This window comes from Janthinobacterium sp. GW460-12-1-14-LB5, assembly GCF_059423585.1.
The window spans coordinates 50,831-74,831 of record NZ_JBWKYD010000005.1 but is presented as its reverse complement, the minus strand read 5'-3'; the positions used below and the strand labels follow the sequence as shown (position 1 = coordinate 74,831).

The following is a 24,001-nucleotide window of genomic DNA, read 5'->3' as shown; positions in this document are numbered from 1 at the left end:
CGGTACAACCACTTACAAAACCAATTCAACGCCAATATACTACTATCCAATACCAGAACACTACCAGTTGCAACTTTTTTTTTATAACGTTGTTTGAATCACACAGACCACTTTATCTAAATCAATCCGTAGCCCGTGTGGACGGACTAAATACGAGCGTAGCCAGGCATAAATTGCTGGCTTGATAATTGAAATTGGTTTTATAACGGCCTTTTTTGGTATTATCCAGCGACACAAAACAGATACAGAGCGCGTCTGCAACGCGCCGTAACGGAGACCCTCAGCGTATGACAACCCTGGCTCACATCATGCAAGGCCTGGGGCAGACGAGTAGCCTGCCCCTGTACCAGCAACTGCAGCGCGCGCTGCGCGAAGCGATCGACAAGCGCATCCTCGGCCCCGACGAAGCCCTGCCGGCCGAGCGCCAGCTGGCCAGCGACCTGGCCGTCTCGCGCATCACCGTGCGCAAGGCCATCGACGGCCTCGTCAACGAGGGCTTGCTGGTGCGGCGCCCCGGCTCGGGCAATTTCATCAATACGCGCATCGAGAAGAATTTCGCCAAGCTGACCTCGTTTTCGGAGGACATGCGGGCGCGCGGACGCACGCCGCGCAGCGTGTGGCTCAAGCGCGCGGAGGGCACCGTCACACCGGAAGAAGCCTTGCGCCTGCGGCTGTCGCCGGGCGCGCCCGTGTACCGCTTCCACCGCATCCGCTATGCGGACGAGGTGCCGATGTGCCTGGAATACGCGACCATCGTCGCCAGCTGCCTGCCGGCGCTCGACGCCGTCGACGTATCGATGTACGACGCGCTGGAACAGGCGGGCAACCGCCCCGTGCGCGCCTTGCAGCGGCTGAGCGCGCTGTTGCTGACGGGCGAGCAGGCCAGCCTGCTGCAGGCGGAGGAAGGCGACGCGGGCTTGTCGGTGGAAAGGCTGGGCTTTTTGCGCGATGGCCGCGCCGTGGAGTTTTGCCGCTCCTACTTCCGCGGCGATATGTATGACTTCGTGGCCGAATTAAGTACCAATTAATACCAATCGCCCCATTTCACCAATACCAGATAACACCACTTATTGCACTGCAATATATATGCCGGCGCCGCGCCGATATATGCACCACCATGGTGAATTAATCGGCGGCGATTATGTGGCCTGCGTACGGAGAATATAAAAAGGGCTACATAATGCGGTTTTGCGCATTGCAGCAAAACCTGTCATTTCCCATCAGGCAGAAGGCACGGCGCGGCGCCCCGCGCACAGCAGGATCACGCCCAGCGCCACGCACAGCCAGCCGAACAGCGGCCCCAGCCAACCGGCCCAGGTTGCCACAGGCAGCGCCGCCGGCAACGGCGCCAGCAAGGTGCTGCCCGGCATGGCGCTGCTGGTCCGTTCCGCCAGCACCCGTCCATACGCATCGCTGACCGTCAGCATGCCCTCGCGCGCCGCGCGCAGCACGGCATAACCGTTTTCCACGCCGCGCACGACCGTCATGCGCGCCCCCATCCAGGCATCGAGCTGGAAATCCCAGGCCGGCACCAGCATCGCTTGCGCGCCGGCCACGCCGTATGCCCGCCCCAGCGGCGCAAAATGCATGTCCTTGCAAATGGCCAGGCCCATGGCCTGCCCCACCACGGGCTGCACGGCATACGCGTTGCCAACAAGAAACTCGCGCTCGGGAGGCGCCAGATGATGTTTTTGATAGCTGACCGGCGCGGCGCCATCGGGAGCAAACAGCCAGGCCAGGTTGCGCCGGCCGGCGGCGTCCTGCACGCCGATGCCGAGAACGATCCACACGCCCGTGCCGCGCGCCAGCGCCTGGAAACGCTGCCGCACGGCATCCGCCTGCGCGGGCGCCAGCACGGCGATCTTTTCCGGCAGCAGCACCAGCCGGGCGCCCTGCCCGGCCAGCTGCACCACGTGGCGCGCGTACTGGTCCCAGATGGCTTGCGCGCGCGCCGGCGGCGTGGCCGGGCCGATGAAGTCGTCGATGGCCGCCAGCCCCGCCAGCGGCCCGCCTGGCGCCGGCGCCGGCGCACCTTGCACGCGCCAGGCGCCAGCGGCGAACGCTGCCGCCAGCAGCAACACGGCGGCACCCGCCGCCGGCGCATACGCGCGGCCGCCCGCCAGCAACAAGGCCAGCGCCGAGGGCAGCAGGCACAGCAAAAACAGCAGGCCAGGCACGCCCGCCAGGGCTGCCACCTGCAGCACGGCAAGGTTATCGGTTTGCGAATACGCAAGGCTGCCCCAGTTACCATCGAGCAAAAAAGCAGCCATCAGGGTATCGATGGCCACCCACAGCACGGGATACGCCAGCACCGTCCAGCCGGAGCGGTAGCGCAGCACGAGGCGCCGCGTGGCCAGCACCACCAGCAGCCACAGCAAGGCCTTGGCGACGGTCACGGCCAGCACGGCCGGCAAGGGCATCAGCAAGCGAAAATAGCTGAAGTTCGATGACAAGCCCAGCAAGGCGGCCAGGAAGGTCATCCAGGCGGCATCGCGGCGCGAAGAACGCAGGGCCAGCCACAGCACGGGCAGCGGCGCCAGCCAGGCCAGCGGGCCCAGCGGCTGCGGTCCCAGCACCCAGTACAGGGGCAGGCCCGCCGCCAGCGCGGCGGCGGTTTGCAACAGGCGCTGGCGCAGCGCGGTGCCGCCGACAGCCGGCGCAGACAAGGTATTGAGCATGCTCATGCTTTCAAGGGGAGCCAGATTTCCACGCCGCCGATGCCGCTGGCGGGATCGAATTGCCGGTCGTAGCGTTCAAAATCGGGCGCGTCGGCCACCTCCAGCCCGGACTGCGGCAACCATTCGTTCCACACGGTATGCCAGGTGGCGCGGATGGTGGAAATGTGGCCGCGGTGGTGAAACACGGCGTAGCGCCGCGGGGCGATGCGCAGCCGCATCCAGCCCTCGGGCGCCCGGGAAAAGTCGCTGACCGGCATGGCGCACAGGTAATCGAAATTGCCCGCGTCATCATTATTGCAGCACACGCCATACACGAGCTGGCCGGGCGCCACATGGGGCAGGAAACGCTGCCACAAGGCGGGGATGCCGGCAGATGTTTCCGCGCGATAACGTTCGACGAGGCCCGCCAGCAGCATGGCGGGGCCCTGCTCGAAACGGGGCGGCGCCAAAGGCACGCCAGGCGCCACATCCATTTTGATGGCTTCCACCAGCGCGAGGTTGGCGACGTGGCGCTGGGCCCGCACCTTTTCCGGCGTGACGTGGAACTGTTCGCGGAAAGCCCGCGTAAAGGCTTCATGGGAGCTGTAACCGGCCTGCAGCGCGACCGAGAGAATATCTTGCGCGCCCTGGGCCAGCGCGCGGGCCGCCTCGCTGAGCCGGCGCGCCCGCACATAGCGCATCACGGAGTGGCCCGTGGCCAGGCCGAACGCGCGCGTCAAATGACACGGCGAGGCGCCGCCCACGTGGGCGATATCGCCGAGCGAGAGATCGTCCGCGTAATGCGATTCGATATACCAGAGTGCCTTGGCCAGATAATGCATGAACGCTTCCCGTTGAACGAGCAGCGACTGTAGCATTTTCAGCAAGCCGTGGCTTGACCGGAATTGCGCAATAACCGGCGAGCGCTTCCTATTTTCGCGTGCGCTTTTCGTGAACCAGCTGGCCGCTGCTGATGCGGGCCAGTTCGGCCATTTCCTGGGCCAGGAAGGCCAGCAGGTCGTCGATGCTGACGACGCCGGACAGCGCGCCCAGGCTATTGACCACGGGCAAGCGGCGGATGCCGTTGACGCGCATGCGTTCGATGATGTCGTAGACGTCTTCGTCTTCGCTGGCCGTCAGCAGTTGCGCGCTCATGATGTCGCCCACCAGCAGGCTGGCGGGGTCGAGACCCAGGGCGATGACGGAAATGACGATGTCGCGGTCGGTGAGGATGCCGATGGGGACGCGCTCGCCGTTCGGCTGCTCGGCCACGATCAGGTCGCCCACGTGATGCTGGCGCATCAGCAGCGCCGCGTCTTGCACGCTGGTGTCACGCTGGCAATGGATGGTGTGCAGGGTGCAGATGTCGCCGATACGCATGTCGCCACTCCGTTTGAGGCAGAGTGTCTACGCTACGCCAGCCCGCCGTGGCGGGTTTGCGGCAAATCAATTGAAACGGTCTTACTTTTCTTCGGGGGGCGGCAGGAAGCAGGCCTCGACGATTTGCAGGTCATTATCCTTGGCAAATTCGCGCACGAAGTGAAACGCCATCGGCTCGATCTCGCGCAGCTTGGTGTTGACCACCACCGACTTGACGCCGTTGACGACGGTCGGGCGCACGTAGGGCGAATACTGGAGGTGCGCGTTGCGCCCGCCGCCTTCGGGATTGAAACAGGACATCACTCCGCAAAGGCGCTCGGCCCAATCGCTGGGTCGGAATTGCTTGCCATTGCTGGTGAGACCAAGGATGAAGAACTCGTCTGAGAGTTCCCCTGTTTTTTGAGATAACTCGGCCATGTGGCTTGTCGGGACTGGATTGCGTGAATGGCCCCGGCGGGTAAGCCGGGCTGGTAATTCAACTACGTTTGCTGCGGTAAGCCAGTATTATATCTTATAGAAGACTTGGGTTCTACCTCGATCTGCCCTGACGATGCAAACAGGGGCCGGCACGCCTTGCGCGCCAGCCCCTATTTTAACCTTGTTCCGCGCGCAAGGCGCATGGATGGCGCGTGTGCGCCCGCGTCAGCCGAGGAAAACGGCGCCCGACATCAACAGCAGCAGCAGCATCCACAGCAGCAAGGCGCGCCAGACCAGGCCGACCGTGCTCTGCAAGGCGCGCGCGCCCGGTTCTTCGCCGGGCAGGATATCGCTTTCGCTGTCGCTGTCATCGACGGCCATGTCGGGGGTCACCAGCACGCGGGCCGCCGTTTCCGCTGGCGTGCCCAGGCGCACGCCCATGGCGCCGCCGCCGGCCGTCAGGATGATGCCGATGGCCTCGTCCTGCCAGCGCTGGGCGAAATTGCGCCAGGCATAGATGGCATCCTCGAAATTGCCGACCACGGCAAACGCCACGGCCGTCAGGCGCACGGGGATCCAGTCGATCCAGTAAAAGGCGCGCGCGGCGAACTGGCCGAACGCTTCATTGCGCATGTGCTCGGGCTCGTTCCAGGCGCGCGCCAGGTATTCGGCCACGCGGTACATCACGGCGCAGGCAGGGCCCAGCGGCATCAGGAACCAGAAAAATACGCCAAAGACATTGCGATGCGTGGTGATCAGGGCTTTTTCCACGGCGATGCGGGCGATTTCGCTCGCTTCCATGCCCACCGTGTCGAGTTTGGTCCACTCGGCCAGCAAGGTGCGCGCGGACGCCTCGTCGCCGGCGCTCAGGGCCAGCTGGATCGACGTGAAGTAATGGCTGTAATGGCGAAAGCCCAGGGTCAGGTAGACGATGAGGACATTCCAGACGAAGGCCAGGGGAGTCAGCTTGTAATACAGCAAGAGCCAGTACACGCCTGCCGTCGGCACCATCAGCGCGCCGATCATGAGGAACCAGCCCGTGCGGCCATGGTTGGCGTGGCCGGCATTGAACCAGGTCTCCATGCGCATTGCCAGGCTCTTGATTTCGGCGTAGATGGGATTATCCGCGCGCAAAGGTTTGAGCTGCTCGATCAGCAATGCGCAAAGTATGGAGAGAAATGTCATCAATGGTCCTTTTTGTCTTTTTCAGCAATACCGCAATGCCCGCTACGATAGCGCAGTGCCGTGCTGGAATCAAACTTATTACGTGCGCGGCGCCATTTTACGCGCGCAAGAGGTGAAACAGATTGCGCAGCATGCCGGCCGTGGCGCCCCAGATATAGAAGCGCTCGTACGGCATGGCGTAGAACGAGCGCCGTCCGCCGGGCAATTCCACCGACAGGCGTTGATGGTTGAGGCCATCCATGAGGAAGACCAGCGGCACTTCGAAGATTTCCGCCACTTCGGACGGGTCGGCGCGCAGCTCGAACGGCGGCGTCACCAGGCCCACCACGGGCGTGACCTGGTAGCCGGTGCCCGTCAGGTAATCGGGCAGGCAACCGAGCACTTCGATATGCTGGCGCGACAAGCCCACCTCTTCTTCCGTTTCGCGCAGGGCCGTGGCGATGGCCGAGCCATCGAACGGTTCGCTGCGCCCGCCGGGGAAGCTGACCTGGCCCGCATGGCTGCTCAGGTGGTCCGTGCGCATGGTCAGCAAGATGGTCAAGCCCTGCGGACGTTGCACGAGAGGAATGAGCACGGCGGCGCGCACGGGCACGGCGCGGGCGGACAGGAAATCCTGGGTGATCTCGGGCTGCCAGTCCGGCGGTTCGGCAAGGCGCTGGCGCAGCCAGTCCGGCGTCAGGCGCACGGCGTCCAGCGCCGCCTCGCCGGCGATCGAATCGATGGCTAGTTGTTTTGGATCAAATGCGATGGCGGCCATGGCAGCTTGTCCCATTAGCAATTCAGAATAAAAAAAGGGGCACCAATACGGTACCCCTTTTCCCAACGCAGACGCTGATATTACGCGCTTGCTTTCGCCACAACGCGGCGATTTGGCAATTTTTCTTTGATACGCGCCGATTTACCCGAACGCTCACGCAGATAGTACAGCTTGGCGCGGCGAACATCACCACGGCGTTTCACTTCGATCGAAGCGATCAGCGGCGAGTACAGTTGGAACGTACGCTCAACGCCTTCGCCGGACGAGATCTTGCGAACGATGAAGTTCGAGTTCAGGCCACGGTTACGACGGGAGATAACGACGCCTTCGTAAGCCTGGGCGCGCTTGCGCGTGCCTTCGACTACGTTGACGCTGACGATAACGGTATCGCCTGGTGCGAAGTCAGGAATCGATTTACCCAGACGGGCGATCTCTTCTTGCTCTAATTGTTGAATCAAGTCCATTTTTAACACTCCGAAAACCATCATGCCGGCGCACTGTGGATAGCAAGTATCCGCCCGGTAGAGGATGGGTAACACAATATGGGCAACATGCCCGGCACTACAAAGCCACCCTGCCGGCCGTCCGGAGACGGCTTACAGGCTGGCCAGGAATTTTTCGTCCGTCTTGCTGAGCAAGCCGGCGGCGCGTGCACTGACCAGCAGGTCAGGCCGCTTCGCCGCGGTCGCTTCCAGCATGCGCTGGCGGCGCCACTTGACGATCTCGGCATGATTGCCACCCATTAAGACGGGCGGCACGGCCATGCCTTCATATGTTTCCGGCCGCGTGTAGTGCGGCGAATCGAGCAAACCATTGACGAAGCTGTCCTCGATGGCCGATGCCTCCGTGTTCAAGACACCGGGCAACAAACGGATTACCGCGTCCATCAGCGCCATGGCGGGCAATTCACCGCCCGACAGGACAAAATCGCCCATGCTGATCTCTTCGTCGACGCAACGGTCCAGCAAACGCTGGTCCACGGCTTCATAGCGGCCGCACAGGATCACCAAACCAGGTTCGGCTTTCAGCTGCGTGACGCGCTCGTGCGTCAGCGGACGGCCTTGCGGCGACATGAACACCACGCGGGGCGCCGCCAGGCCGAGATCGGTCTGGCGTTGCTTTGCGGCATTAATTGTCGCTTCGAGGGGACGCGCCATCATCACCATGCCGGGGCCGCCGCCATACGGGCGGTCATCCACGGTGCGGTGATTGTCGGTCGTGAAATCACGGGGATTCCACAGCGACAAGCCACATTTCCCCTGCTCGAAGGCGCGCCGGGTCACACCCGACTGCGTCAGCGCGGCAAACATTTCCGGGAACAGGGTCACGACATCAAATTGCATCGCTCGCCATCCTGAAAACATTGCTCGGCGCAAAATTATGCGCAGGCGGTTTAATAATCGAGGCCCCAGTCGACCGTGATCTTGCCGGCAGCCTTGTCAACGTTAATGACAAACTGGCCAACAAACGGGATCAGGCGCTCAGGCGCCTTTTCAACGGTCTCATCGGCAGTGGCGACGGGCGTGACGCGCAAGATCGACTGCGGACCATTGCTCATCATGTCGTGCACGGTGCCGAGGCGCTCGCCTTGCAAATTCTCGACTGTCAGTCCAATCAGATCGGACCAATAAAATTCATCGGCCGTCAGCGTCGGGAAATGGCTACGCGGAATTTGCACAGAGACGCCTTTCAGCGCTTCTGCGGCATCCCGCCCGACCACACCCACCAGCTGGGCCACGACGTCGCCGCCGTGTAACTTCGCTTGCCTGACTTGAACATCATGCAAGGTCGGTTTATCAAACCACCAGGTTTTGACGCTTAATAATGCATCCGCGTCGTCGGAGAAAGGAGTGATCCTGACCCCGCCAGCAATGCCATAAGCACCGGAGACATAGCCTACCTGTACCAGGTCATCGGGGACTTTCACCCCGGATGCAGTCTTGACCGTCAAACCAGTGATCTAATTAAGCTGCTGCTTTGTTGTTGCTGGCTACCAGGCGAGCAACGGTTGGCGACAATTGTGCGCCAACGCCTTGCCAGTAGGCCAGACGGTCTGCGGTGATACGCAGTGGAACTTCGCCACCTTGCGCCATCGGGTTGTAAAAACCGATACGCTCAATGAAGCGACCATCGCGGCGATTGCGCGAATCAGTAGCGACGATGTTGAAGAACGGGCGCTTCTTGGCGCCTCCACGAGCTAAACGAATAACGACCATAATATTTCCAAAAAGTGTGCTGAGGCGGAAAAAGCCGCAAATTATAGCGCGCTTTACCGCCAGGCAGCAAGCGTTATGATGACGGGCGTGTAATTTGGGCTAATCAAACATTATGACCAGACATCGCCGAAGACGCAATAGGCGCGTGCGTCTATCGTGCCGGCCATGGCTTGGAATCAGACGAAATCATTCCATAAACGCCACAGGAAAGTGCTATCGTTGTGCGAGACAATGACCGATACTGGCAATCTTTACCGATGAGCAACTCTGGAGTCCCATGACCACCGCTACCATTTTGCAACAGTCGCACAAGAACAAGGCCTTCACCACCTTGCTGGCCTTCCTGCTGGGCGCCCTGGGCGCGCACCGCTTCTACCTGCACGGCGCCAAAGACCGCTGGGGCTGGCTGCACCTGGCCGCCCTGCCCGCCAGCGCGCTGCTGCACCAGCTATTTCCCGAGGCCGACTGGTTTTACCAGATACTGCCGCTGACCCTGTCCGCCCTGGGCGGCTTCCTGGAAGCGCTGGTGCTGGGCTTGATGCCGGACGACAAGTGGGACGCCCGCTACAACGCCGCATCAAGCCGCCAGTCGGACACGGGCTGGCCCCTGGCCGTGGTGCTGGTCGCTACCTTGATGCTAGGCGCGGGCGTGCTGATCGCCACCATGGCGCGCCTGTTCGACTTGCTGTACACGGGCGGCGCCTACGGTTAATTTCCGTATGGAAATGGCATCATTTGCCACGCCCCGCGCGCACATGTAAGTGTTGGTAAGCAATCATGATTTTCCTCTATACTGCATTCACAATGCCGACATTACTGGCTCATTCAACACCCTAGGAGAAGATCATGATTCGTCGCCCACTCATCCTCGCAGTCGCCGTTACGGCCCTGTTCAGCACTTCCGCCTTTGCGCAAAACCTGTCGCCGAAGGCGCAATACGCCTACGATACAAAGCAAGCGAACACGCGCTATGCGGACGACAAGAAATTGTGTGCCGAAGAAACCAGCTCGAAAGCCCGCATGCAATGCCTGCGCGACGCCAAGGGCGAATACGACCAGGCCATCATCAACGCCAAGGCCGCGCAAAAAGCGGGCAATTCCTACGCCAGCCAGCCTTCCAAGCAGCCGCAGCACCAGATCTGCGCCGAGTGCGGCAAGGTGCTGGCAGTCAACGTCACTGAAAAAGCCGGTGAAGGCGGCGCCCTGGGCATGATCGGCGGCGGCGTGGCCGGCGCCCTGCTGGGCCGCCAGGTGGGCGGCGGACGCGGCAAGGATCTGGCCACCCTGGCCGGCGCCGCCGGCGGCGCGTATGCCGGCAAGCAAGTCGAAGGCCACATGAAGAACGCCAAGACCTGGACCGTCACCGTGCAATACGAAACGGGCGCCAAGGCTGACTTCGCGTTTGACCAGGATCCTGGCCTGGCGGCCGGCGACTTGGTGCGCAATTCCGGCAACGGCATCGCCAGAAGGTAAGCTGAACCCAAAAGCAAGGACTGGGGTGGGGACCCTGAGGGTCCGACCCCGGCATTTGCAGTTGGGTTGGTTAAGCTTAAAACTGCTCTTCCGACAGCGCCATCACGCCGGCGCTGCCGTCGATGATGGTGGCGCGCAAGCCGGGTGCTTGCGACAGGATGTGGTCGGCAAAGAAGCGGGCCGTGGCGATCTTTGCCTTGTAGAACGCCGCGTCGCCGCTGCCCTCTCCCAGCTTTTGCTGCGCCGCCACGGCCGCGCGCGCCATTTGCCAGCCGCCCAGCACGATGCCGGCCAGTTTCAGGTACGGCACGCTGCCCGCGAAGACGGCCTTGATGTCCGTCTTCATGTTCGCCACCACATACTCGACCACGGCTTCCAGCGCGGCGCTGCCTTCGGCCAGATGGCGCTGCATGGCCTGGAAGTCGGCGCCGGTCAGCTCGCCCAGCTGGGCTTCCGTGGCGCGCACCTGGGCAATGATGGCTTTCGCCACAGCGCCGCCGTCGCGCACCGTCTTGCGGCCCACGAGGTCGTTCGCCTGGATGGCCGTCGTGCCTTCGTAAATCGTCAGAATCTTGGCGTCACGGTAATGCTGGGCCGCGCCTGTTTCCTCAATGAAACCCATGCCGCCATGCACCTGCACGCCATCTCGCGTGACGTCCTGCGACATTTCCGTGGCCCAACCCTTGATCACGGGCACCAGGTATTCATACGTCGCCAGGCTTTCCGCGCGCACCTCGGCGTCCGGATGGTGGTGCGCCACGTCGCTGATGGCCGCGCCCACGTAGGCCAGCGCGCGCGCCGCCTCCGTCTGCGAGCGCATCGACATCAGCATGCGGCGCACGTCCGGGTGGTGGATGATGGAGACGGGGCCGGCGGAACCGGCCAGGTCGCGCGACTGCACGCGGTCTTTGGCGAAGGCCACGGCCTGCTGGTAGGCGCGCTCGGCCAGGCCGATGCCTTGCAAGCCCACGCCGAAGCGGGCCGCGTTCATCATGATGAACATGTATTCGAGGCCGCGGTTTTCCTCGCCCACCAGGGTGCCGATGGCGCCGCCGTGGTCGCCGAACTGCAATACGGCCGTCGGGCTGGCCTTGATGCCCAGTTTATGTTCGATGGAAACGCAGTGCGCGTCGTTGCGCGCGCCGAGGCTGCCATCCGCATTGACGAGGAATTTCGGCACGATGAACAGCGAAATGCCTTTTACGCCAGCGGGCGCATCCGGCGTGCGGGCCAGCACCAGGTGGACGATGTTTTCCGCCATGTCGTGCTCGCCGTACGTGATGAAAATCTTCGTGCCGAACACTTTATAGGTGCCATCGTCCTGCGGCACGGCGCGCGTGCGCACGGCGGCCAGGTCGGAGCCCGCTTGCGGCTCCGTCAGGTTCATGGTGCCCGTCCACTTGCCGGAGACCAGGTTTTCCAGATACACCGCTTTTTGCTCGTCGCTGCCGGCCGTCAGCAGCGCTTCGATGGCGCCATCCGACAGCAGGGCGACCAGGGCGAAGGAGATGCTGGCCGAGTTGAGCATTTCGATGCACGGCGTGGCCAGCAGCTTGGGCAAGCCCTGGCCGCCGAACTCGGTCGGATGCTGCACGCCCTGCCAGCCCGCTTCGCCATACGCCTTGAACGCTTCCTTGAAGCCTTTCGACGTGGTGACTTGCCCGTCGTGCCAGAAGCTCGGTTCCTTGTCGCTGGGGCCGTTCAAGGGGGCCACCACGCCGCCGCAGAACTTGGCGTTCTCTTCCAGCACGGCTTCGGCCGTGTCGGGCGTGGCGTCTTCACAGCCGGGCAAGGTATGGATTTCGGCCAGGCCGGCCAGTTCGTTCATCACGAACAACATGTCTTTCAGCGGGGCTTGATAGCTCATCTATTTCTCCAAGAAAAAAGCCACGCGCGGCTCGCCGTGTGGGGCGGGCCGGCGTGGCTTTGTCAATAACAAAACCTGAATGGGTAAGACTTAGCCCAGTTCTTTGACCAGTTGCGGCACGATCTCGAACAGATCGCCCACGATGCCGTAGTCGGCCACGGCAAAGATCGGCGCTTCCGGATCCTTGTTGATGGCGACGATGGTCTTCGAGTCTTTCATGCCGGCCAGATGCTGGATCGCGCCCGAGATGCCGACGGCGATGTACAGCGATGGGGCGACGATCTTGCCCGTCTGGCCCACTTGCCAGTCGTTCGGCACGAAGCCGGCGTCGACGGCGGCGCGCGAAGCACCCATGGCGGCGCCCAGCTTGTCGGCCAGCGGCTCCAGGATGTGGAAGTTCTCGGCCGACCCCATGCCACGGCCGCCCGACACGATGATTTTCGCGGCGGTCAGTTCAGGACGGTCGGACTTGGCCAGTTCGCGGCCCACGAAAGTGGACTTGCCATTGTCGCCAACGGCGGTGACGGTTTCCGTGGCAGCCGAACCGCCGGTGGCGGCAGCGGCGTCGAAACCGGTGGTGCGCACGGTGATGACCTTGACCTTGTCGCCAGATTGCACGGTGGCAATGGCGTTACCGGCGTAGATCGGGCGCTCGAAGGTGTCTGGGGAATCGACCTTGGTGATTTCCGAGATTTGCGCTACGTCAAGCTTGGCGGCCACGCGCGGCAGGATGTTCTTGCCGTAGGCGGTGGCTGGCGCCAGGATGTGGCTGTAGTTGCCGGCGATGGCCAGCACTTGCTCGGCCACGTTTTCGGCCAGGCCGTCGGCAAAGTACGGCGCGTCGGCCACGATGACTTTCGTCACGCCGGCGATTTGCGCGGCGGCAGCGGCGGCAGCCGATGCGTTCGAGCCTGCGACCAGTACGTGCACGTCGCCGCCGCACTGGGCAGCCGCGGTCACGGTGTGGTGGGTGCTGCCCTTTAAGGTAGCGTTGTCGTGTTCAGCAATAACTAATGCGACCATGATATGTCCTGTAATTGTTCTGGAGTGACGGCAAAGCCGCTTAGATGACTTTGGCTTCGGTACGCAGCTTGGCGACCAGGGTAGCGACGTCCGGGACCTTGATGCCGGCCGAGCGCTTGGCTGGCTCGACGACTTTCAGGGTCTTCAGGCGTGGCGCAACGTCGACGCCCAGGTCTTCCGGCTTGACGGTCTCGAGCGGCTTTTTCTTGGCCTTCATGATGTTCGGCAAGGTCACATAGCGTGGCTCGTTCAGGCGCAGGTCGGTGGTGATGATCGCTGGCAAGGTCAATGCCAGGGTTTCCAGGCCGCCGTCGACTTCGCGCGTGACGGTGACTTTACCGTCTTCCAGCACGACTTTCGAGGCGAACGTGGCTTGCGGCCAACCCAGCAGGGCAGCGAGCATCTGGCCCGTCTGGTTGCTGTCGTCATCGATCGCCTGTTTGCCCAGGATGATCAGTTGCGGCTGTTCTTTCTCGGCCAGGGATTTCACCAGCTTGGCGACGGCCAGCGGTTCCAGTTCGGTCGTCGTTTCCACCAGGATGCCGCGGTCGGCGCCGATGGCCATGGCCGTGCGCAGGGTTTCCTGGCACTGCGTCACGCCGCAGGAGATGGCGACCACTTCCGTGACCTTGCCGGCTTCTTTCAGGCGCATCGCTTCTTCCAGCGCGATCTCATCGAAAGGGTTCATCGACATTTTGACGTTGGCGGTATCGACGCCAGTGCCGTCACTCTTGACGCGGACTTTGACGTTATAGTCGACCACGCGTTTGACGGGTACCAAGACTTTCATAGCTATGCCTTTGGGAAATTATAAAAATGACGGATCAAGTGCTGATTGTGCGTTCGATTATAAGAGAAATTTGAATCCTGAACCGAATTTAAGCACGATCGTGCGATTTTTTGTTAGAGCAATCCATCTAAACTGTCCAGCTTCGAGGATTTCAGGGGAGTCGGCCGCTACGCTGCAGGGCAGCAAAAAGGCGCAAAAATGGCACGGCTGGGTATCGACCAGGCCGCGCCACGGCGGCCCCGGCTGGCAGAATTATTTGCGTTGCATCAGGAAGACGAATTCGGTGCCCGTCTGCACGTGCGACAGCAGGGCATTGCCCGTTTGCTTGGCGAAAGCCTGGAAGTCGCGCACGGAACCGGGATCGGTTGCCATGATGCGCAGCACTTCCCCGCTCTGCAGCTCCGACAAAGCCTTTTTCGCCTTCAGAATCGGCAACGGGCAATTCAAGCCCCGCGCGTCGAGTTCTTTGTGAAATTCCATAATCTCGGTATCAAGTAGTGTGTCGCTCATCATCAATATCCCACCATTGTTTTGTTGTACTGATTTTCGACATACTACTCTAAATCAGGGGCATTGACGCGCTGCACCAAAATAGTTCATCGGCTGTTGTGGTGTCACAACGAGATTCCACACGGCAAAACGGCCCGCAAACAATGTCTGCGGGCCGTTTTCACGGGGCTGTGGGATGAAAACCCCGCATGCCCTCTAGCTTACGCCTTATTTGGCGCGTTCGCCGACCCAGGCCGGCACGCCGGCCAGGGCGTTCGCCAGGCCGCTCGGATCGGTGCCGCCCGCCTGCGCCATATCGGGGCGTCCGCCGCCTTTTCCGCCCACTTGCTGTGCAACGAAGTTCACCAGCTCGCCCGCCTTGACCTTGCCAGTCGCGTCGGCCGTGACGCCGGCGATCAGGCTGACCTTGCCGTCGGCCACGCTGGCCAGCACGATGGCGGCCGTTTTCAGCTTGTCCTTCAGCTTGTCCATGGTTTCGCGCAGACGGGCCACGTCGGCGCCATCGAGCACGGCGGCCAGCACCTTGATGCCATTGACATCGACGGCTTGCGTGACCAGCTCATCGCCCTGGCCCGATGCCAGTTTCGATTTCAGCGCGGCCAGTTCCTTCTCCAGCGCCTTCACGTGGTCTTGCACCTGGCCGATGCGGGCCGTCAGTTCTTCCGGCTGCGCCTTCAGGGCGTTGGCCGCTTCGACCAGGCGGCGGTTGATGGTTTGCACCAGCGCCAGCGCGCCCTCGCCCGTCACCGCTTCCACGCGGCGGATGCCGGCGGCCACGCCGCTTTCGCCGATGATCTTGAACAGGCCGATGTCGCCCGTGCGCTGCACGTGGACGCCGCCGCACAGCTCTTTCGAGCTGCCGATGTCGAGCACGCGCACTTCGTCGCCGTATTTCTCGCCGAACAGGGCCATCGCGCCATGCTTGACGGCATCGTCAAACGACATCAGATGGGCTTGCGTGGCGCGGTTTTCCAGGATTTCCTTGTTGACAATCGTTTCCACGGCAGCGATCTGCTCCGCCGTCATCGGCGCATTGTGGCTGAAGTCGAAGCGGGTCTTGTCCGGGTCGACCAGCGAACCCTTTTGCGCCACGTGGCTGCCCAGCACTTCGCGCAAGGCCTTGTGCATCAGGTGCGTGGCCGAGTGGTTGCGGATGGTGCGCGCGCGCTTGGCCGTGTCGACTTCGGCCGAGACGGCGTCGCCCACTTTCAATACGCCCGATTCCAGCACGCCGTGGTGGCCGAACACGTCGGCCTGGATTTTCAGGGTGTCACTGACGGCAAAGCTGCCGGCGCCCGAGGCGATCACGCCCTGGTCGCCCACCTGGCCGCCCGATTCCGCGTAGAACGGCGTGGTGTCGAGCACGACGATGCCCGCCTCACCGGCTTTCAGTTCCTGCACGGGCGTGCCGGCCGCGTACAGCGCGACAACCTTGCTGCTGAACGTCAACTGGTCGTAGCCGACGAATTTGTTTTTCTCGCCCGTGTACTCGACCTTGCTGTCCTTGTGCGTCTTGCCGCCCTTGCGCGACAGTTCCTGGCTTTCTTTCAGGGCCGCATCGTAGCCCACCTGGTCGAAACTGATGTCGCGTTCGCGGCAGATGTCGGCCGTCAGGTCCGGCGGGAAGCCGTAGGTTTCGTACAAAGTAAAAGCGGTGGCGCCGTCGATGCCCGTGGCATCCTTGGCCAGCTGCGCTTCCAGCACTTTCATGCCCGTTTCCAGGGTTTCGCCGAAACGCTCTTCCTCGGCTTTCAGCATGTTGGCGACGTTTTCCTTCGCTTCTTCCAGCTCCGGATAGGCGCCGCCCATCTCGATGGCCAGATCGGCTACCAGCTTGTAGAAGAACGGTTTCGTCTGGCCCAGCTTGTGGCCATGGCGCAGGGCGCGGCGGATGATGCGGCGCAACACGTAGGCGCGGCCTTCGCTGCCCGGAATGATGCCGTCGACAATCATGAAGGCGGCGGAGCGGATGTGGTCGGCGATCACGCGCAGCGACTTGTTTTCCAGGTCCGTGGCGCCCGTTTCGCGCGCGGCGGCGCGGATCAAATGCTGGAACAGGTCGATTTCATAGTTCGAATGCACGTGCTGCAGCACGGCGGCCAGGCGCTCCATGCCCATGCCCGTGTCGACGCATGGCTTCGGCAGCTTGTGCATGACACCCGCTTCGTCGCGGTTGAACTGCATGAACACGAGGTTCCAGATTTCAATGAAACGGTCGCCGTCTTCGTCAGGCGAGCCCGGCGGGCCGCCAGGAATGTCGGCGCCGTGGTCGTAGAAGATTTCCGTGCACGGACCGCATGGGCCCGTATCCGCCATCTGCCAGAAATTGTCGGAGGCGTAGCGCGAACCCTTGTTGTCGCCGATGCGGATGATGCGCTCGACGGGCACGCCGATTTCTTTCGCCCAGATGTCGTACGCTTCGTCATCTTCAATGTACACGGTGACGGTCAGCTTGTCGGCCGGCAAGCCGTACACCTTGGTCAGCAGTTCCCACGCAAAGTGAATCGCGTCGCGCTTGAAATAGTCGCCGAAGCTGAAGTTGCCCAGCATTTCAAAGAAGGTATGGTGGCGCGCCGTGTAGCCGACGTTTTCCAGGTCGTTGTGCTTGCCGCCGGCGCGCACGCAGCGCTGCACCGAGGTGGCGCGCGTGTACGGACGGCTGTCCATGCCCGTAAACACGTCCTTGAATTGCACCATGCCGCTGTTCGTCAACAGCAAGGTCGGATCGTTGCCTGGCACCAGGGAGCTGGAACGGACGATGGAATGGCCCTTGGATTCGAAAAATTTGAGGAACTTGTCGCGGATTTCAGATGATTTCATGTTTTTTTGGCAAAAAGTGGCGGCAGCTTTAAAGGGAAGATTATACGTGATATGGGGTGCGGCATTGGCGGCTGGCCAGGGCATTGTTGCGCCCGTGCCAACATCGACAGCCTGCCGGCTCAGGCCGGGTCGTGGCCGCTGGCGCAGGCGTGCGGTGTGGTCACGGCGGCGGGCACTGCGGCGCCGGCAGCGGCATTGCAGTCGGCGCAGCGGCCGTACAGGGTCAGCTCGTGGCGCTCGACGACAAAGCCTTGCGGCGCCATGCGCTTCAAGTCGCCCGGGCAATCATGCACGTCGAATACGCGCTGGCACGTGGTGCACTGGAAATGGTGGTGGTGGTGATTGGCGGCCGTGTTCGACTCATAGCGCGGGTTTTCGCCCGGCAAGGTCACCACGTGCACCTTTTCTTCCAGCACCAGGGACTTCAAGTTGCGGTAAACGGTGGCGATGCCCAGCTGCGTCACCTGCAAGCTGGCCTGTTCGAGGATTTCCTGCGCCGACAAGGGGCGCTGGGCCGACTCGATGGCGGCTTGAATAGCGGTTTTTTGACGTGTTGTGCGTTCCATAGCCGACAGAATACACCATCCGCCTGCATCCACCGCCCGGAAAAACTGTCACACAGTAATGATAATGGGTTATCATTATCAACTTGGGGCAGGCCATTACCTTGCGCGCGCTGCCCAAACCCTGCCAATAACGATAGCCGATAAGGAACCCTTGCCCATGTCCATCCGTCCTCACCAACCGACTCCCCTCGCGCTGGCCATCATGCTGGCCTTTGCCGCTCCCGCCAGCGCCCTGGCGCAACAGGCAGCCACCTTGCCCGCCGTCACCGTCTCGGCCAGCGCGCTGGCCCTGGGCAGCGACGACATGAGCACGCCCGTGACCGTGCTGGAAGGCGAGGCACTGGTGCTGGCAAGGTCAGCGACCCTGGGCGAAACCCTGGCCGGCCAGCCCGGCATCACGTCCAGCCATTTCGGCGCCGGCGCCAGCCGTCCCATCATCCGCGGCATGGATGGTCCGCGCGTGAAAGTGCTGTCCGATGGCGCCGAAGTGCAGGACGCCTCGACCATCAGCCCAGACCATGCCGTCGCGGCCGAACCGATGCTGTCGGAACAGATTGAAGTCTTGCGCGGCCCGTCCGCGCTGGCCTACGGCGGCGGCGCCGTCGGCGGCGTGGTCAACGTGATCGACAAGAAAATCCCCACGCGCGTGCCGGCCAAGGGCTTCGAAGGCAGCGCGGAAGTACGCGCCAATTCGGCTGCGCGCGAAAAGGCGGGCGCCTTTGAAGTGACTGGCGGCTCCGGCAACATCGCCTTCCACGCGGAAGGCGTCAAGCGCGATGCGAAGGAATACAAGGTCGGCAGCGGCTGGGAAGGCGGCTCCAGGGTGGCAGGCAGCTACAACAAGACGGACACGGGCAGCGTGGGCGTGTCGTGGGTGGGTCAGCGCGGCTTCCTGGGCCTGGCTTTCACCAGCCAGCATGCGGAATACGGCTTGCCTGGCCACAACCACGAATTCGAGAGCTGCCACCCGCACGGCACGCATCTGCATTGCGGCGGCCACGAGGGCCACGGCCATGGCGACGAAGAAGAACATGAGCACGAGCATGAACACGAAAGCGTGCCGTACGTGAAACTGAAGAGCGAACGCTGGGACGTGCGCGGCGAATTGCGCGATCCCGTGCCCGGCTTCACCAAGCTGCGCCTGCGCGCTTCATTCACTGATTACAAGCACGATGAAATCGAAGGCACGGAAATCGCCACCACGTTCAAGAACAAGGGTCACGATGCGCGCCTGGAGATGGAACACCATCCCGTCTTCGGCTGGCGCGGCGTGGTCGGCCTGCAAACGTCGAAGCGCGATTTCTCCGCCCTGGGCGAGGAAGCCTACGTGGCGCCGACGGTCACGAAGAAGCACGCGGCCTTCCTGGTGGAAGAATACAAGCTCGACCAATGGCGCTTCGAAGCGGGCTTGCGCCACGAATGGCAAGACATCGCGGTCGACAGCGCCACCTTGCAAGACCGCAGCGCCAAGGGTACGTCGGTCTCGCTGGGCGCCGTGTGGAAATTCGCTCCCCAGTACTCGCTCGGTTCGACCATTTCCCGCACCCACCGCCTGCCCAGCGCCGAGGAACTGTATGCGCACGGCGTGCACATGGCCACGGCCACATATGAACTGGGCAATCAAAACCTGGGCAAGGAAACGTCGAACAATATCGACTTGACCTTGCGCAAATATGCGGGCGCCACGACCTTCTCGGCCAGTGCCTACCGCAACAAGGTCGACAACTACATCTTCGGCTCCACACTGGACAACCACGAAGGCTTCCAGCTGATCCAGTACGCCCAGCGCGACGCCACGTTTACGGGCGTGGAAGGGCAAGTGCGCCAGCAATTGAACCCCATGTTCGGCGCCAGCGTGTTCGGCGACTATGTGCGGGCCAAGCTGGCCGACGGTGGCGCAGCTAACAATAGCAACCTGCCGCGCATCCCGGCCCAGCGTTTTGGCGTGAAGGTCGACGCCAACTGGCAGGCGTGGAGCGGCGTGGCCGAGTTCTACCGCGTGGGCAAGCAAGACAAGGTGGCCGCGTTTGAGACGGCAACCCCGGGCTACAACATGCTGAACCTGTCCGCCAACTACGACACGCGCATCGGCACGACGCCGGCCCAGTTCTACATCAAGGCGAACAACCTGACGAATGAACTGGCGTACAGCCACACCTCGTTCATCAAGAACGCGGCGCCTTTGATGGGGCGCAATGTCACCGTCGGCATGCGCGTGACTTTCTAAACGCTGAACCCAACGGCAAAGACTGGGGTCGTACCCTGCAGGGTACGACCCCGGCTTTTTTCAGGGTTCAGTTTAGCCAGCCTTGATCAAATCTATCCGGTCCGTACAAAACCCATCCACGCCCCAGGCCAGCAGTTCGCTGGCCCGCTCGGGCGTGTTGACGGTGTAGCAGAACAGTCCCAATCCCTCCTTCTTGACTTCCAGCGCCAGCGCACGCGTCAGTTGCTGGTGATCGCAATGGAGCGCCACCACCTCCAGCTGCTTCGCCGTGTTCGCCCAGTCATCCGGTATCTGTTCGACCAGCCAGCCGCGCGCCAGTTCCGGCGCCGCCTGGCGCGCCGCTTGCAGCGCGTCGACGCTGAACGACGAGAGCAAGGGCAATAATTCTCCAGCAGCAATTTCTTTTGCGAAATAATCGCGCGTGGCCCGCGCCACCGCCTCGCCCGTGGCTACGTCGAAGCCGGGTGCCGGCTTGATTTCGATGTTCATCCAGATGCGCTGCGCCTTGCAGTACGCCACCACGGCCTCGAACGCGGGCACGCCCTCGCCCGCGAATTGCGGGCCGAACCAGGCGCCCGCCTCCATGGCGCCCAGCTGCGCGGCTGTGTAATCGCTGATATGCCCGCTGCCGGCCACGGTGCGGCCCAGTTCGGGGTCGTGCACGACGACGGGCACGCCGTCGGACGCCAGCATGACGTCGAATTCCACGGCACGGTAGCCATAGGCGAGGCCGCAGCGCAGGGCGGCCAGGGTGTTTTCAGGCGCCAGGGTGCCGCCGCCGCGGTGCGCCAGGGTGCGTGGATAGGGCCACATGGTGTTCCTTTATCATGATGAGGTTTTCAATGAGGACGTCTTGCCATCATCGCGTGCAAGCGCCACCATGTAAAGGACGCGATCAGGCGATTGGCGCCGTCTCCGCCCGCTTTCGTCGCAACGGCGTTGCGCCCGCATGCAGAGCCGCCCATAATTGCCGCATTGCCAACCCGAACGCCCACCCGAAAGCGGTCCCGCATGCACACTACCGACACCGCCCCCCGCAAGACGGGCTTTCCCTACCGGCGCCTGCTGGGCGATGCCCGTTATGCGCTGCTGCTCAATGTCCTGTGCGCCCTCTTCATCACCTTCGTGCTGAGCGGCGGACAAAGCTTCTGGCTCAACCTGCTTGCATCCATGTGCATAGGCGGCATCGCCTTCCTGCTCATCGACGGCATCCGCCTGGCCTGGTGGGGCGAGGGACGCCGCCCCCCAAGGCTGCCCTTCACTGCCCTCATCATCGTCAGCGCCACCGTGGCACAGGTAGGCGGCACCATGCTGTTCGGCTGGCTGGCCAATATCGACGTTCCCGCGCCCGTCTCCATGTCGTCACGCAATGTCGGCATGACGGTGTTCACCTTGGCGGTAGCGGGAGCGGCCATCCTGTTCTTTGGCAGCCGCGAAAAAATCGCCCGCCTGCAAATGGAGGCGGCCCAGGAAAAAGCCCGCGCCGAATCCGTGGCGCGCCAGGCCATGCAGGCGCAGTTGCAGCTGCTGCAGGCGCAGATCGAACCGCACATGCTGTTCAATACCCTCGCCAACCTGCAGGGCCTGATCAGCTTTGATCCGGACCGCGCCCAACTGCTGCTCGATCAATTGATCCAGTATCTGCGCGCCACCCTGTCTTCCTCGCGCGCCGAGTCCACCACCCTGGAGCAGGAGTTTTCCCTGATGCAAGCCTATCTGGGCCTGATGTCGATACGCATGGGTGCGCGCCTGGGCTACGCGCTGGACTTGCCCGAGGCCTTGCGCCAGATCAAGGTGCCGCCCATGCTGCTGCAGCCGCTGGTGGAAAACGCCATCCAGCACGGCCTGGAACCGAAGATCGAAGGCGGCCACATCCACGTGCGGGCGTCCACCGACGGCGGCATGCTGATCCTGACGGTTGCCGACGATGGCCTGGGCCTCGACCATCCGGGCCAGAGCAAGGGCACGCACCTGGGCGTGGCGAACATCCGCGAACGCCTGCGCGGCATGCATGGCGATGCCGCCAGCCTGGCGCTGGCCGCCAACACGCCGGCAGGCGTCGTCGCCCGCCTGCAATTTCCCATTCACCCCACCACCGCGAGTCCCATGCCATGAGCAACCCCACCCCGCGCGCCCTGATCGCCGAAGACGAACCGATACTCGCCGCCGCCCTCGCGCACGCCTTGCGCCGGCTCTGGCCGGAACTCGACATCGTCGCCACCTGCGCCAACGGCGTGGAAGCCCTGCAGCAAGGCCTGGCGCTGCAGCCCGACATCCTCTTTCTCGACATCAAAATGCCGGGCAAGACGGGCCTGGAAGCGGCCGAGGAGCTGGCGGAACAGTGGCCCGACGGCGTGCCGTTCCCCCATATCGTGTTCGTCACCGCCTACGATGAGTATGCACTGGCCGCCTTCGAGCATGCGGCTGCCGATTACGTCTTAAAACCCGTCAACGATGCGCGCCTGGGCAAGACGGTGGAACGCCTGCAGCAGCGCCTGCGCGACAGCGCTGGCGCCAGCGGGACAGCAACGCCAGCGGCGGCGGCCACGGCGGCGCCGGTGACGGCGAACGGAACAGCGTCCGCCAGCGACGGCAACCTGGCCCGCCTGCTGGCCCAGTTGCAAGCCATGCTGCCACCCGCCCCGCGCCTGCAGATGATACGGGCGGCCGTCGGCAACAGCGTGCGCATGATCGCGCTGGCCGACGTCGTGTATTTCGAGGCGCTGGACAAATACATCAACGTCGTGTGCCAGGATAGCGAAGCGCTGATACGCACGAGCCTGAAGGAATTGCTGCCCCAGCTGGACCCGCAACAGTTCTGGCAAATCCACCGGGGCACCATCGTCAACGCCAGCGCCATCGCCACGGCCGTGCGCGACGAGGCGGGCAAGCTGTCGCTGACCCTGCGCCAGCATCCGGCACAGCTGCGCGTCAGCCCTTTATATGCCCATCTGTTCCGGCAGATGTAGCTAATGCAACTGGTGTTTTAAGTCGGACAGTTCATCGTGCACCTTGAGCACGGCGCTCTTCATTTCCGGCGTTACGCTGGACGCCGTGCCGCACGCCCGCTTGGCGCGGTCGCCCAGCGATTCCATCTGGTCGACGGCTTGCCGGATGCGCGCATCGTCGTGCGTGTCGATGGCTTGCCGCACGGCGCTCTTTTGCTGGTCCAGCTGGTTGATGCAATCCTTCAAGTCCATCGGCATGCCCTGCTGCTTGCCGCACAACTGGGCCGCCTGGCCGATTGCGTGTTCGATGGCGCCAAAGCGCCGTGCCACTTCCTTTGCCTGCATCATGATGTGTCCTCCCATGGTATTGGGAGTTGGATCGCCAGGCTGGCGCAGGGTTCCCCGCCAGCGGCCGCGGCGTTGAAATTTCCGTGTGGCACTTTTTTGTAAGCGCTTGTGACATTCTAGATAATTATCAAATCCTTCAGATACATTGGCGTACCTGAACCACCCTGCCCTCCATGACCTCGCTGCCACCCCTGCCCCGCCGCGCTCCCGGCCTGCTGCTGATCGTCCTGCTGCACGCGGGGCTGGCCTACGTCGTGCTGCAGTCGCGCCCCCGACTTGCCGCTGACGAGCACCTGCCGCAGGGTCCGGCCATTGCCTGGCTGCGCTACACGGCCCCCGCGCCGCCCAAGCCGATAGCCTTGCGCAGCGCAAAACCGGCCGCTGAAAACGTGCCGCGCCGAACCATGCCGGCGTCCGTCAGCCGCCCCTTGCCGCCACCTGCCGCCGAGCCGGCGCCGGCGCCAGCAACGCCGGAAGCGATCACGGCGCCGCCAGCGCCCAGCGCGGCCGACATCCTGGCGCAAGCCAAGCGCGACGTGGGCAAGATCGACAAGGATTTGCGCAAGGAATTCCCGCAGCGGGGAGAACAAAAACTGGAGGACACGGGCTTCAAGCGCATGCAGCAAGGCTTTGCCGAAGCCTACGCAGCCGTGCCGCCGAAATGGTATGAGGCGTCAAAAATCGAGGAAGTGGGCGCGAATGAGGCCAGGGGCAGCCGCACGTATAAAATCACCAGCGCGCTGGGCACCTTGTGCGTGACCACGCGCGCGGGCAAGCAGGGAGAAACGATGATCGGCAACTGCCCCAAATAGCCGGG

General features: G+C 62.9%; 25 protein-coding genes. 7 read left to right on the top strand and 18 right to left on the bottom strand.

Going from position 1 to position 24,001, the window contains the following annotated elements:
- Window positions 1–287: 287 nt before the first annotated feature.
- Window positions 288–1,028 (top strand): GntR family transcriptional regulator, encoded by a 741-nt coding sequence (locus AC07X6_RS06270; RefSeq protein WP_034759852.1) that lies wholly within the window; start codon window positions 288–290, stop codon window positions 1,026–1,028.
- A 192-nt stretch (window positions 1,029–1,220) separates the two neighbouring features.
- Here the strand turns inward: AC07X6_RS06270 and AC07X6_RS06265 are convergent, their stop codons facing one another.
- The 10 genes from AC07X6_RS06265 to rpsP all read right to left on the bottom strand — a co-directional run bounded on the left by AC07X6_RS06265 (window position 1,221) and on the right by rpsP (window position 8,612).
- Window positions 1,221–2,684 (bottom strand): nitrilase-related carbon-nitrogen hydrolase, encoded by a 1,464-nt coding sequence (locus AC07X6_RS06265; protein WP_494790412.1) that lies wholly within the window; start codon window positions 2,682–2,684, stop codon window positions 1,221–1,223.
- Window positions 2,681–3,499, bottom strand: coding sequence for an AraC family transcriptional regulator (locus AC07X6_RS06260; protein WP_494790411.1), 819 nt, complete (start codon window positions 3,497–3,499; stop codon window positions 2,681–2,683). Before AC07X6_RS06260 ends, AC07X6_RS06265 begins: the two co-directional genes overlap by 4 nt.
- An 88-nt stretch (window positions 3,500–3,587) precedes the next feature.
- The gene (locus AC07X6_RS06255; protein ID WP_070221849.1) at window positions 3,588–4,037 is read right to left on the bottom strand and encodes a CBS domain-containing protein; all 450 of its coding nucleotides are present in this window, start codon (window positions 4,035–4,037) and stop codon (window positions 3,588–3,590) included.
- Window positions 4,038–4,118: 81 nt separating this feature from the next.
- The gene (locus tag AC07X6_RS06250) at window positions 4,119–4,454 is read right to left on the bottom strand and encodes a DUF3579 domain-containing protein (RefSeq protein WP_029496213.1); all 336 of its coding nucleotides are present in this window, start codon (window positions 4,452–4,454) and stop codon (window positions 4,119–4,121) included.
- 225 nt (window positions 4,455–4,679) lie between these two features.
- Window positions 4,680–5,639 carry a CobD/CbiB family protein gene (locus tag AC07X6_RS06245; protein ID WP_230538607.1) on the bottom strand — a complete coding sequence of 320 codons (960 nt, stop codon included), beginning with the start codon at window positions 5,637–5,639 and terminating at the stop codon, window positions 4,680–4,682.
- Window positions 5,640–5,736: 97 nt separating this feature from the next.
- Window positions 5,737–6,396 (bottom strand): CoA pyrophosphatase, encoded by a 660-nt coding sequence (locus AC07X6_RS06240; protein ID WP_494790410.1) that lies wholly within the window; start codon window positions 6,394–6,396, stop codon window positions 5,737–5,739.
- Between the two features lie 80 nt (window positions 6,397–6,476).
- Window positions 6,477–6,860: a 50S ribosomal protein L19 gene (gene rplS / locus AC07X6_RS06235; protein ID WP_035825414.1), complete on the bottom strand. Its 384-nt coding sequence runs from the start codon at window positions 6,858–6,860 to the stop codon at window positions 6,477–6,479.
- A 132-nt stretch (window positions 6,861–6,992) separates the two neighbouring features.
- Complete coding sequence (gene trmD / locus AC07X6_RS06230; protein WP_230538609.1) at window positions 6,993–7,739, bottom strand: tRNA (guanosine(37)-N1)-methyltransferase TrmD; 747 nt, start codon at window positions 7,737–7,739, stop codon at window positions 6,993–6,995.
- Between the two features lie 50 nt (window positions 7,740–7,789).
- Window positions 7,790–8,347, bottom strand: coding sequence for a ribosome maturation factor RimM (gene rimM, locus AC07X6_RS06225; RefSeq protein WP_494790409.1), 558 nt, complete (start codon window positions 8,345–8,347; stop codon window positions 7,790–7,792).
- A gap of 13 nt (window positions 8,348–8,360) precedes the next feature.
- Window positions 8,361–8,612 (bottom strand): 30S ribosomal protein S16, encoded by a 252-nt coding sequence (gene rpsP, locus AC07X6_RS06220; RefSeq protein ID WP_010395524.1) that lies wholly within the window; start codon window positions 8,610–8,612, stop codon window positions 8,361–8,363.
- Window positions 8,613–8,889: 277 nt separating this feature from the next.
- Here rpsP and AC07X6_RS06215 point away from each other — a divergent pair, with 277 nt between their 5' ends.
- Window positions 8,890–9,324, top strand: a complete 435-nt coding sequence (locus tag AC07X6_RS06215) for an NINE protein (protein WP_494790408.1) — start codon at window positions 8,890–8,892, stop codon at window positions 9,322–9,324.
- A gap of 134 nt (window positions 9,325–9,458) precedes the next feature.
- Complete coding sequence (locus AC07X6_RS06210; protein WP_230538612.1) at window positions 9,459–10,085, top strand: glycine zipper 2TM domain-containing protein; 627 nt, start codon at window positions 9,459–9,461, stop codon at window positions 10,083–10,085.
- Window positions 10,086–10,161: 76 nt separating this feature from the next.
- Here the strand turns inward: AC07X6_RS06210 and AC07X6_RS06205 are convergent, their stop codons facing one another.
- From AC07X6_RS06205 to AC07X6_RS06180, 6 genes are all read right to left on the bottom strand, one after another.
- Window positions 10,162–11,952 carry an acyl-CoA dehydrogenase gene (locus AC07X6_RS06205; protein WP_494790407.1) on the bottom strand — a complete coding sequence of 597 codons (1,791 nt, stop codon included), beginning with the start codon at window positions 11,950–11,952 and terminating at the stop codon, window positions 10,162–10,164.
- 90 nt (window positions 11,953–12,042) lie between these two features.
- Window positions 12,043–12,975, bottom strand: a complete 933-nt coding sequence (locus AC07X6_RS06200; protein ID WP_494790406.1) for an electron transfer flavoprotein subunit alpha/FixB family protein — start codon at window positions 12,973–12,975, stop codon at window positions 12,043–12,045.
- A gap of 40 nt (window positions 12,976–13,015) precedes the next feature.
- Entirely contained in the window at window positions 13,016–13,765 is a 750-nt protein-coding gene (locus AC07X6_RS06195) for an electron transfer flavoprotein subunit beta/FixA family protein (protein ID WP_034759884.1), read from the bottom strand.
- Window positions 13,766–14,017: 252 nt separating this feature from the next.
- A complete protein-coding gene (locus AC07X6_RS06190; protein ID WP_010395510.1) occupies window positions 14,018–14,245 on the bottom strand; it encodes a sulfurtransferase TusA family protein in 228 nt (75 codons plus the stop codon).
- Between the two features lie 237 nt (window positions 14,246–14,482).
- Window positions 14,483–17,095, bottom strand: a complete 2,613-nt coding sequence (alaS, locus tag AC07X6_RS06185; RefSeq protein ID WP_494790405.1) for an alanine--tRNA ligase — start codon at window positions 17,093–17,095, stop codon at window positions 14,483–14,485.
- 119 nt (window positions 17,096–17,214) lie between these two features.
- On the bottom strand, window positions 17,215–17,661 hold the full coding sequence (locus AC07X6_RS06180) for a Fur family transcriptional regulator (protein ID WP_494790404.1): 447 nt from the start codon (window positions 17,659–17,661) through the stop codon (window positions 17,215–17,217).
- Between the two features lie 157 nt (window positions 17,662–17,818).
- Here AC07X6_RS06180 and AC07X6_RS06175 point away from each other — a divergent pair, with 157 nt between their 5' ends.
- The gene (locus AC07X6_RS06175) at window positions 17,819–19,888 is read left to right on the top strand and encodes a TonB-dependent receptor domain-containing protein (RefSeq protein ID WP_494790403.1); all 2,070 of its coding nucleotides are present in this window, start codon (window positions 17,819–17,821) and stop codon (window positions 19,886–19,888) included.
- A 72-nt stretch (window positions 19,889–19,960) separates the two neighbouring features.
- Here the strand turns inward: AC07X6_RS06175 and ugpQ are convergent, their stop codons facing one another.
- Window positions 19,961–20,701, bottom strand: a complete 741-nt coding sequence (ugpQ, locus tag AC07X6_RS06170; protein ID WP_494790402.1) for a glycerophosphodiester phosphodiesterase — start codon at window positions 20,699–20,701, stop codon at window positions 19,961–19,963.
- A gap of 198 nt (window positions 20,702–20,899) precedes the next feature.
- Between ugpQ and AC07X6_RS06165 the strand changes: the two genes are divergently transcribed.
- Window positions 20,900–22,003, top strand: a complete 1,104-nt coding sequence (locus AC07X6_RS06165) for a sensor histidine kinase (protein ID WP_494790401.1) — start codon at window positions 20,900–20,902, stop codon at window positions 22,001–22,003.
- The gene (locus AC07X6_RS06160) at window positions 22,000–22,857 is read left to right on the top strand and encodes a LytR/AlgR family response regulator transcription factor (RefSeq protein ID WP_494790400.1); all 858 of its coding nucleotides are present in this window, start codon (window positions 22,000–22,002) and stop codon (window positions 22,855–22,857) included. Before AC07X6_RS06165 ends, AC07X6_RS06160 begins: the two co-directional genes overlap by 4 nt.
- Here the strand turns inward: AC07X6_RS06160 and AC07X6_RS06155 are convergent, their stop codons facing one another.
- On the bottom strand, window positions 22,858–23,184 hold the full coding sequence (locus AC07X6_RS06155; protein WP_230538621.1) for a hypothetical protein: 327 nt from the start codon (window positions 23,182–23,184) through the stop codon (window positions 22,858–22,860).
- A 173-nt stretch (window positions 23,185–23,357) separates the two neighbouring features.
- On the opposite strand from AC07X6_RS06155, the gene AC07X6_RS06150 reads away from it, so the two are divergent.
- Complete coding sequence (locus AC07X6_RS06150) at window positions 23,358–23,996, top strand: hypothetical protein (RefSeq protein ID WP_494790399.1); 639 nt, start codon at window positions 23,358–23,360, stop codon at window positions 23,994–23,996.
- The last annotated feature ends 5 nt before the right edge of the window (window positions 23,997–24,001 follow it).

Excerpts from the sequence above, each read along its gene's own strand:
- AC07X6_RS06200 (WP_494790406.1), bottom strand. The coding sequence starts at position 12,975 with ATGGTCGCATTAGTTATTGCTGAACACGACAACGCTACCTTAAAGGGC.
- AC07X6_RS06215 (WP_494790408.1), top strand. The coding sequence starts at position 8,890 with ATGACCACCGCTACCATTTTGCAACAGTCGCACAAGAACAAGGCCTTC.
- AC07X6_RS06150 (WP_494790399.1), top strand. The coding sequence starts at position 23,358 with ATGACCTCGCTGCCACCCCTGCCCCGCCGCGCTCCCGGCCTGCTGCTG.
- ugpQ (WP_494790402.1), bottom strand. The coding sequence starts at position 20,701 with ATGTGGCCCTATCCACGCACCCTGGCGCACCGCGGCGGCGGCACCCTG.
- AC07X6_RS06160 (WP_494790400.1), top strand. The coding sequence starts at position 22,000 with ATGAGCAACCCCACCCCGCGCGCCCTGATCGCCGAAGACGAACCGATA.
- AC07X6_RS06175 (WP_494790403.1), top strand. The coding sequence starts at position 17,819 with ATGTCCATCCGTCCTCACCAACCGACTCCCCTCGCGCTGGCCATCATG.
- AC07X6_RS06260 (WP_494790411.1), bottom strand. The coding sequence starts at position 3,499 with ATGCATTATCTGGCCAAGGCACTCTGGTATATCGAATCGCATTACGCG.
- AC07X6_RS06155 (WP_230538621.1), bottom strand. The coding sequence starts at position 23,184 with ATGATGCAGGCAAAGGAAGTGGCACGGCGCTTTGGCGCCATCGAACAC.
- AC07X6_RS06165 (WP_494790401.1), top strand. The coding sequence starts at position 20,900 with ATGCACACTACCGACACCGCCCCCCGCAAGACGGGCTTTCCCTACCGG.
- AC07X6_RS06210 (WP_230538612.1), top strand. The coding sequence starts at position 9,459 with ATGATTCGTCGCCCACTCATCCTCGCAGTCGCCGTTACGGCCCTGTTC.
- alaS (WP_494790405.1), bottom strand. The coding sequence starts at position 17,095 with ATGAAATCATCTGAAATCCGCGACAAGTTCCTCAAATTTTTCGAATCC.
- AC07X6_RS06255 (WP_070221849.1), bottom strand. The coding sequence starts at position 4,037 with ATGCGTATCGGCGACATCTGCACCCTGCACACCATCCATTGCCAGCGT.
- AC07X6_RS06265 (WP_494790412.1), bottom strand. The coding sequence starts at position 2,684 with ATGAGCATGCTCAATACCTTGTCTGCGCCGGCTGTCGGCGGCACCGCG.
- AC07X6_RS06245 (WP_230538607.1), bottom strand. The coding sequence starts at position 5,639 with ATGACATTTCTCTCCATACTTTGCGCATTGCTGATCGAGCAGCTCAAA.
- AC07X6_RS06250 (WP_029496213.1), bottom strand. The coding sequence starts at position 4,454 with ATGGCCGAGTTATCTCAAAAAACAGGGGAACTCTCAGACGAGTTCTTC.
- AC07X6_RS06270 (WP_034759852.1), top strand. The coding sequence starts at position 288 with ATGACAACCCTGGCTCACATCATGCAAGGCCTGGGGCAGACGAGTAGC.
- rpsP (WP_010395524.1), bottom strand. The coding sequence starts at position 8,612 with ATGGTCGTTATTCGTTTAGCTCGTGGAGGCGCCAAGAAGCGCCCGTTC.
- AC07X6_RS06195 (WP_034759884.1), bottom strand. The coding sequence starts at position 13,765 with ATGAAAGTCTTGGTACCCGTCAAACGCGTGGTCGACTATAACGTCAAA.
- AC07X6_RS06180 (WP_494790404.1), bottom strand. The coding sequence starts at position 17,661 with ATGGAACGCACAACACGTCAAAAAACCGCTATTCAAGCCGCCATCGAG.
- AC07X6_RS06240 (WP_494790410.1), bottom strand. The coding sequence starts at position 6,396 with ATGGCCGCCATCGCATTTGATCCAAAACAACTAGCCATCGATTCGATC.
- trmD (WP_230538609.1), bottom strand. The coding sequence starts at position 7,739 with ATGCAATTTGATGTCGTGACCCTGTTCCCGGAAATGTTTGCCGCGCTG.
- AC07X6_RS06190 (WP_010395510.1), bottom strand. The coding sequence starts at position 14,245 with ATGGAATTTCACAAAGAACTCGACGCGCGGGGCTTGAATTGCCCGTTG.
- AC07X6_RS06205 (WP_494790407.1), bottom strand. The coding sequence starts at position 11,952 with ATGAGCTATCAAGCCCCGCTGAAAGACATGTTGTTCGTGATGAACGAA.
- rplS (WP_035825414.1), bottom strand. The coding sequence starts at position 6,860 with ATGGACTTGATTCAACAATTAGAGCAAGAAGAGATCGCCCGTCTGGGT.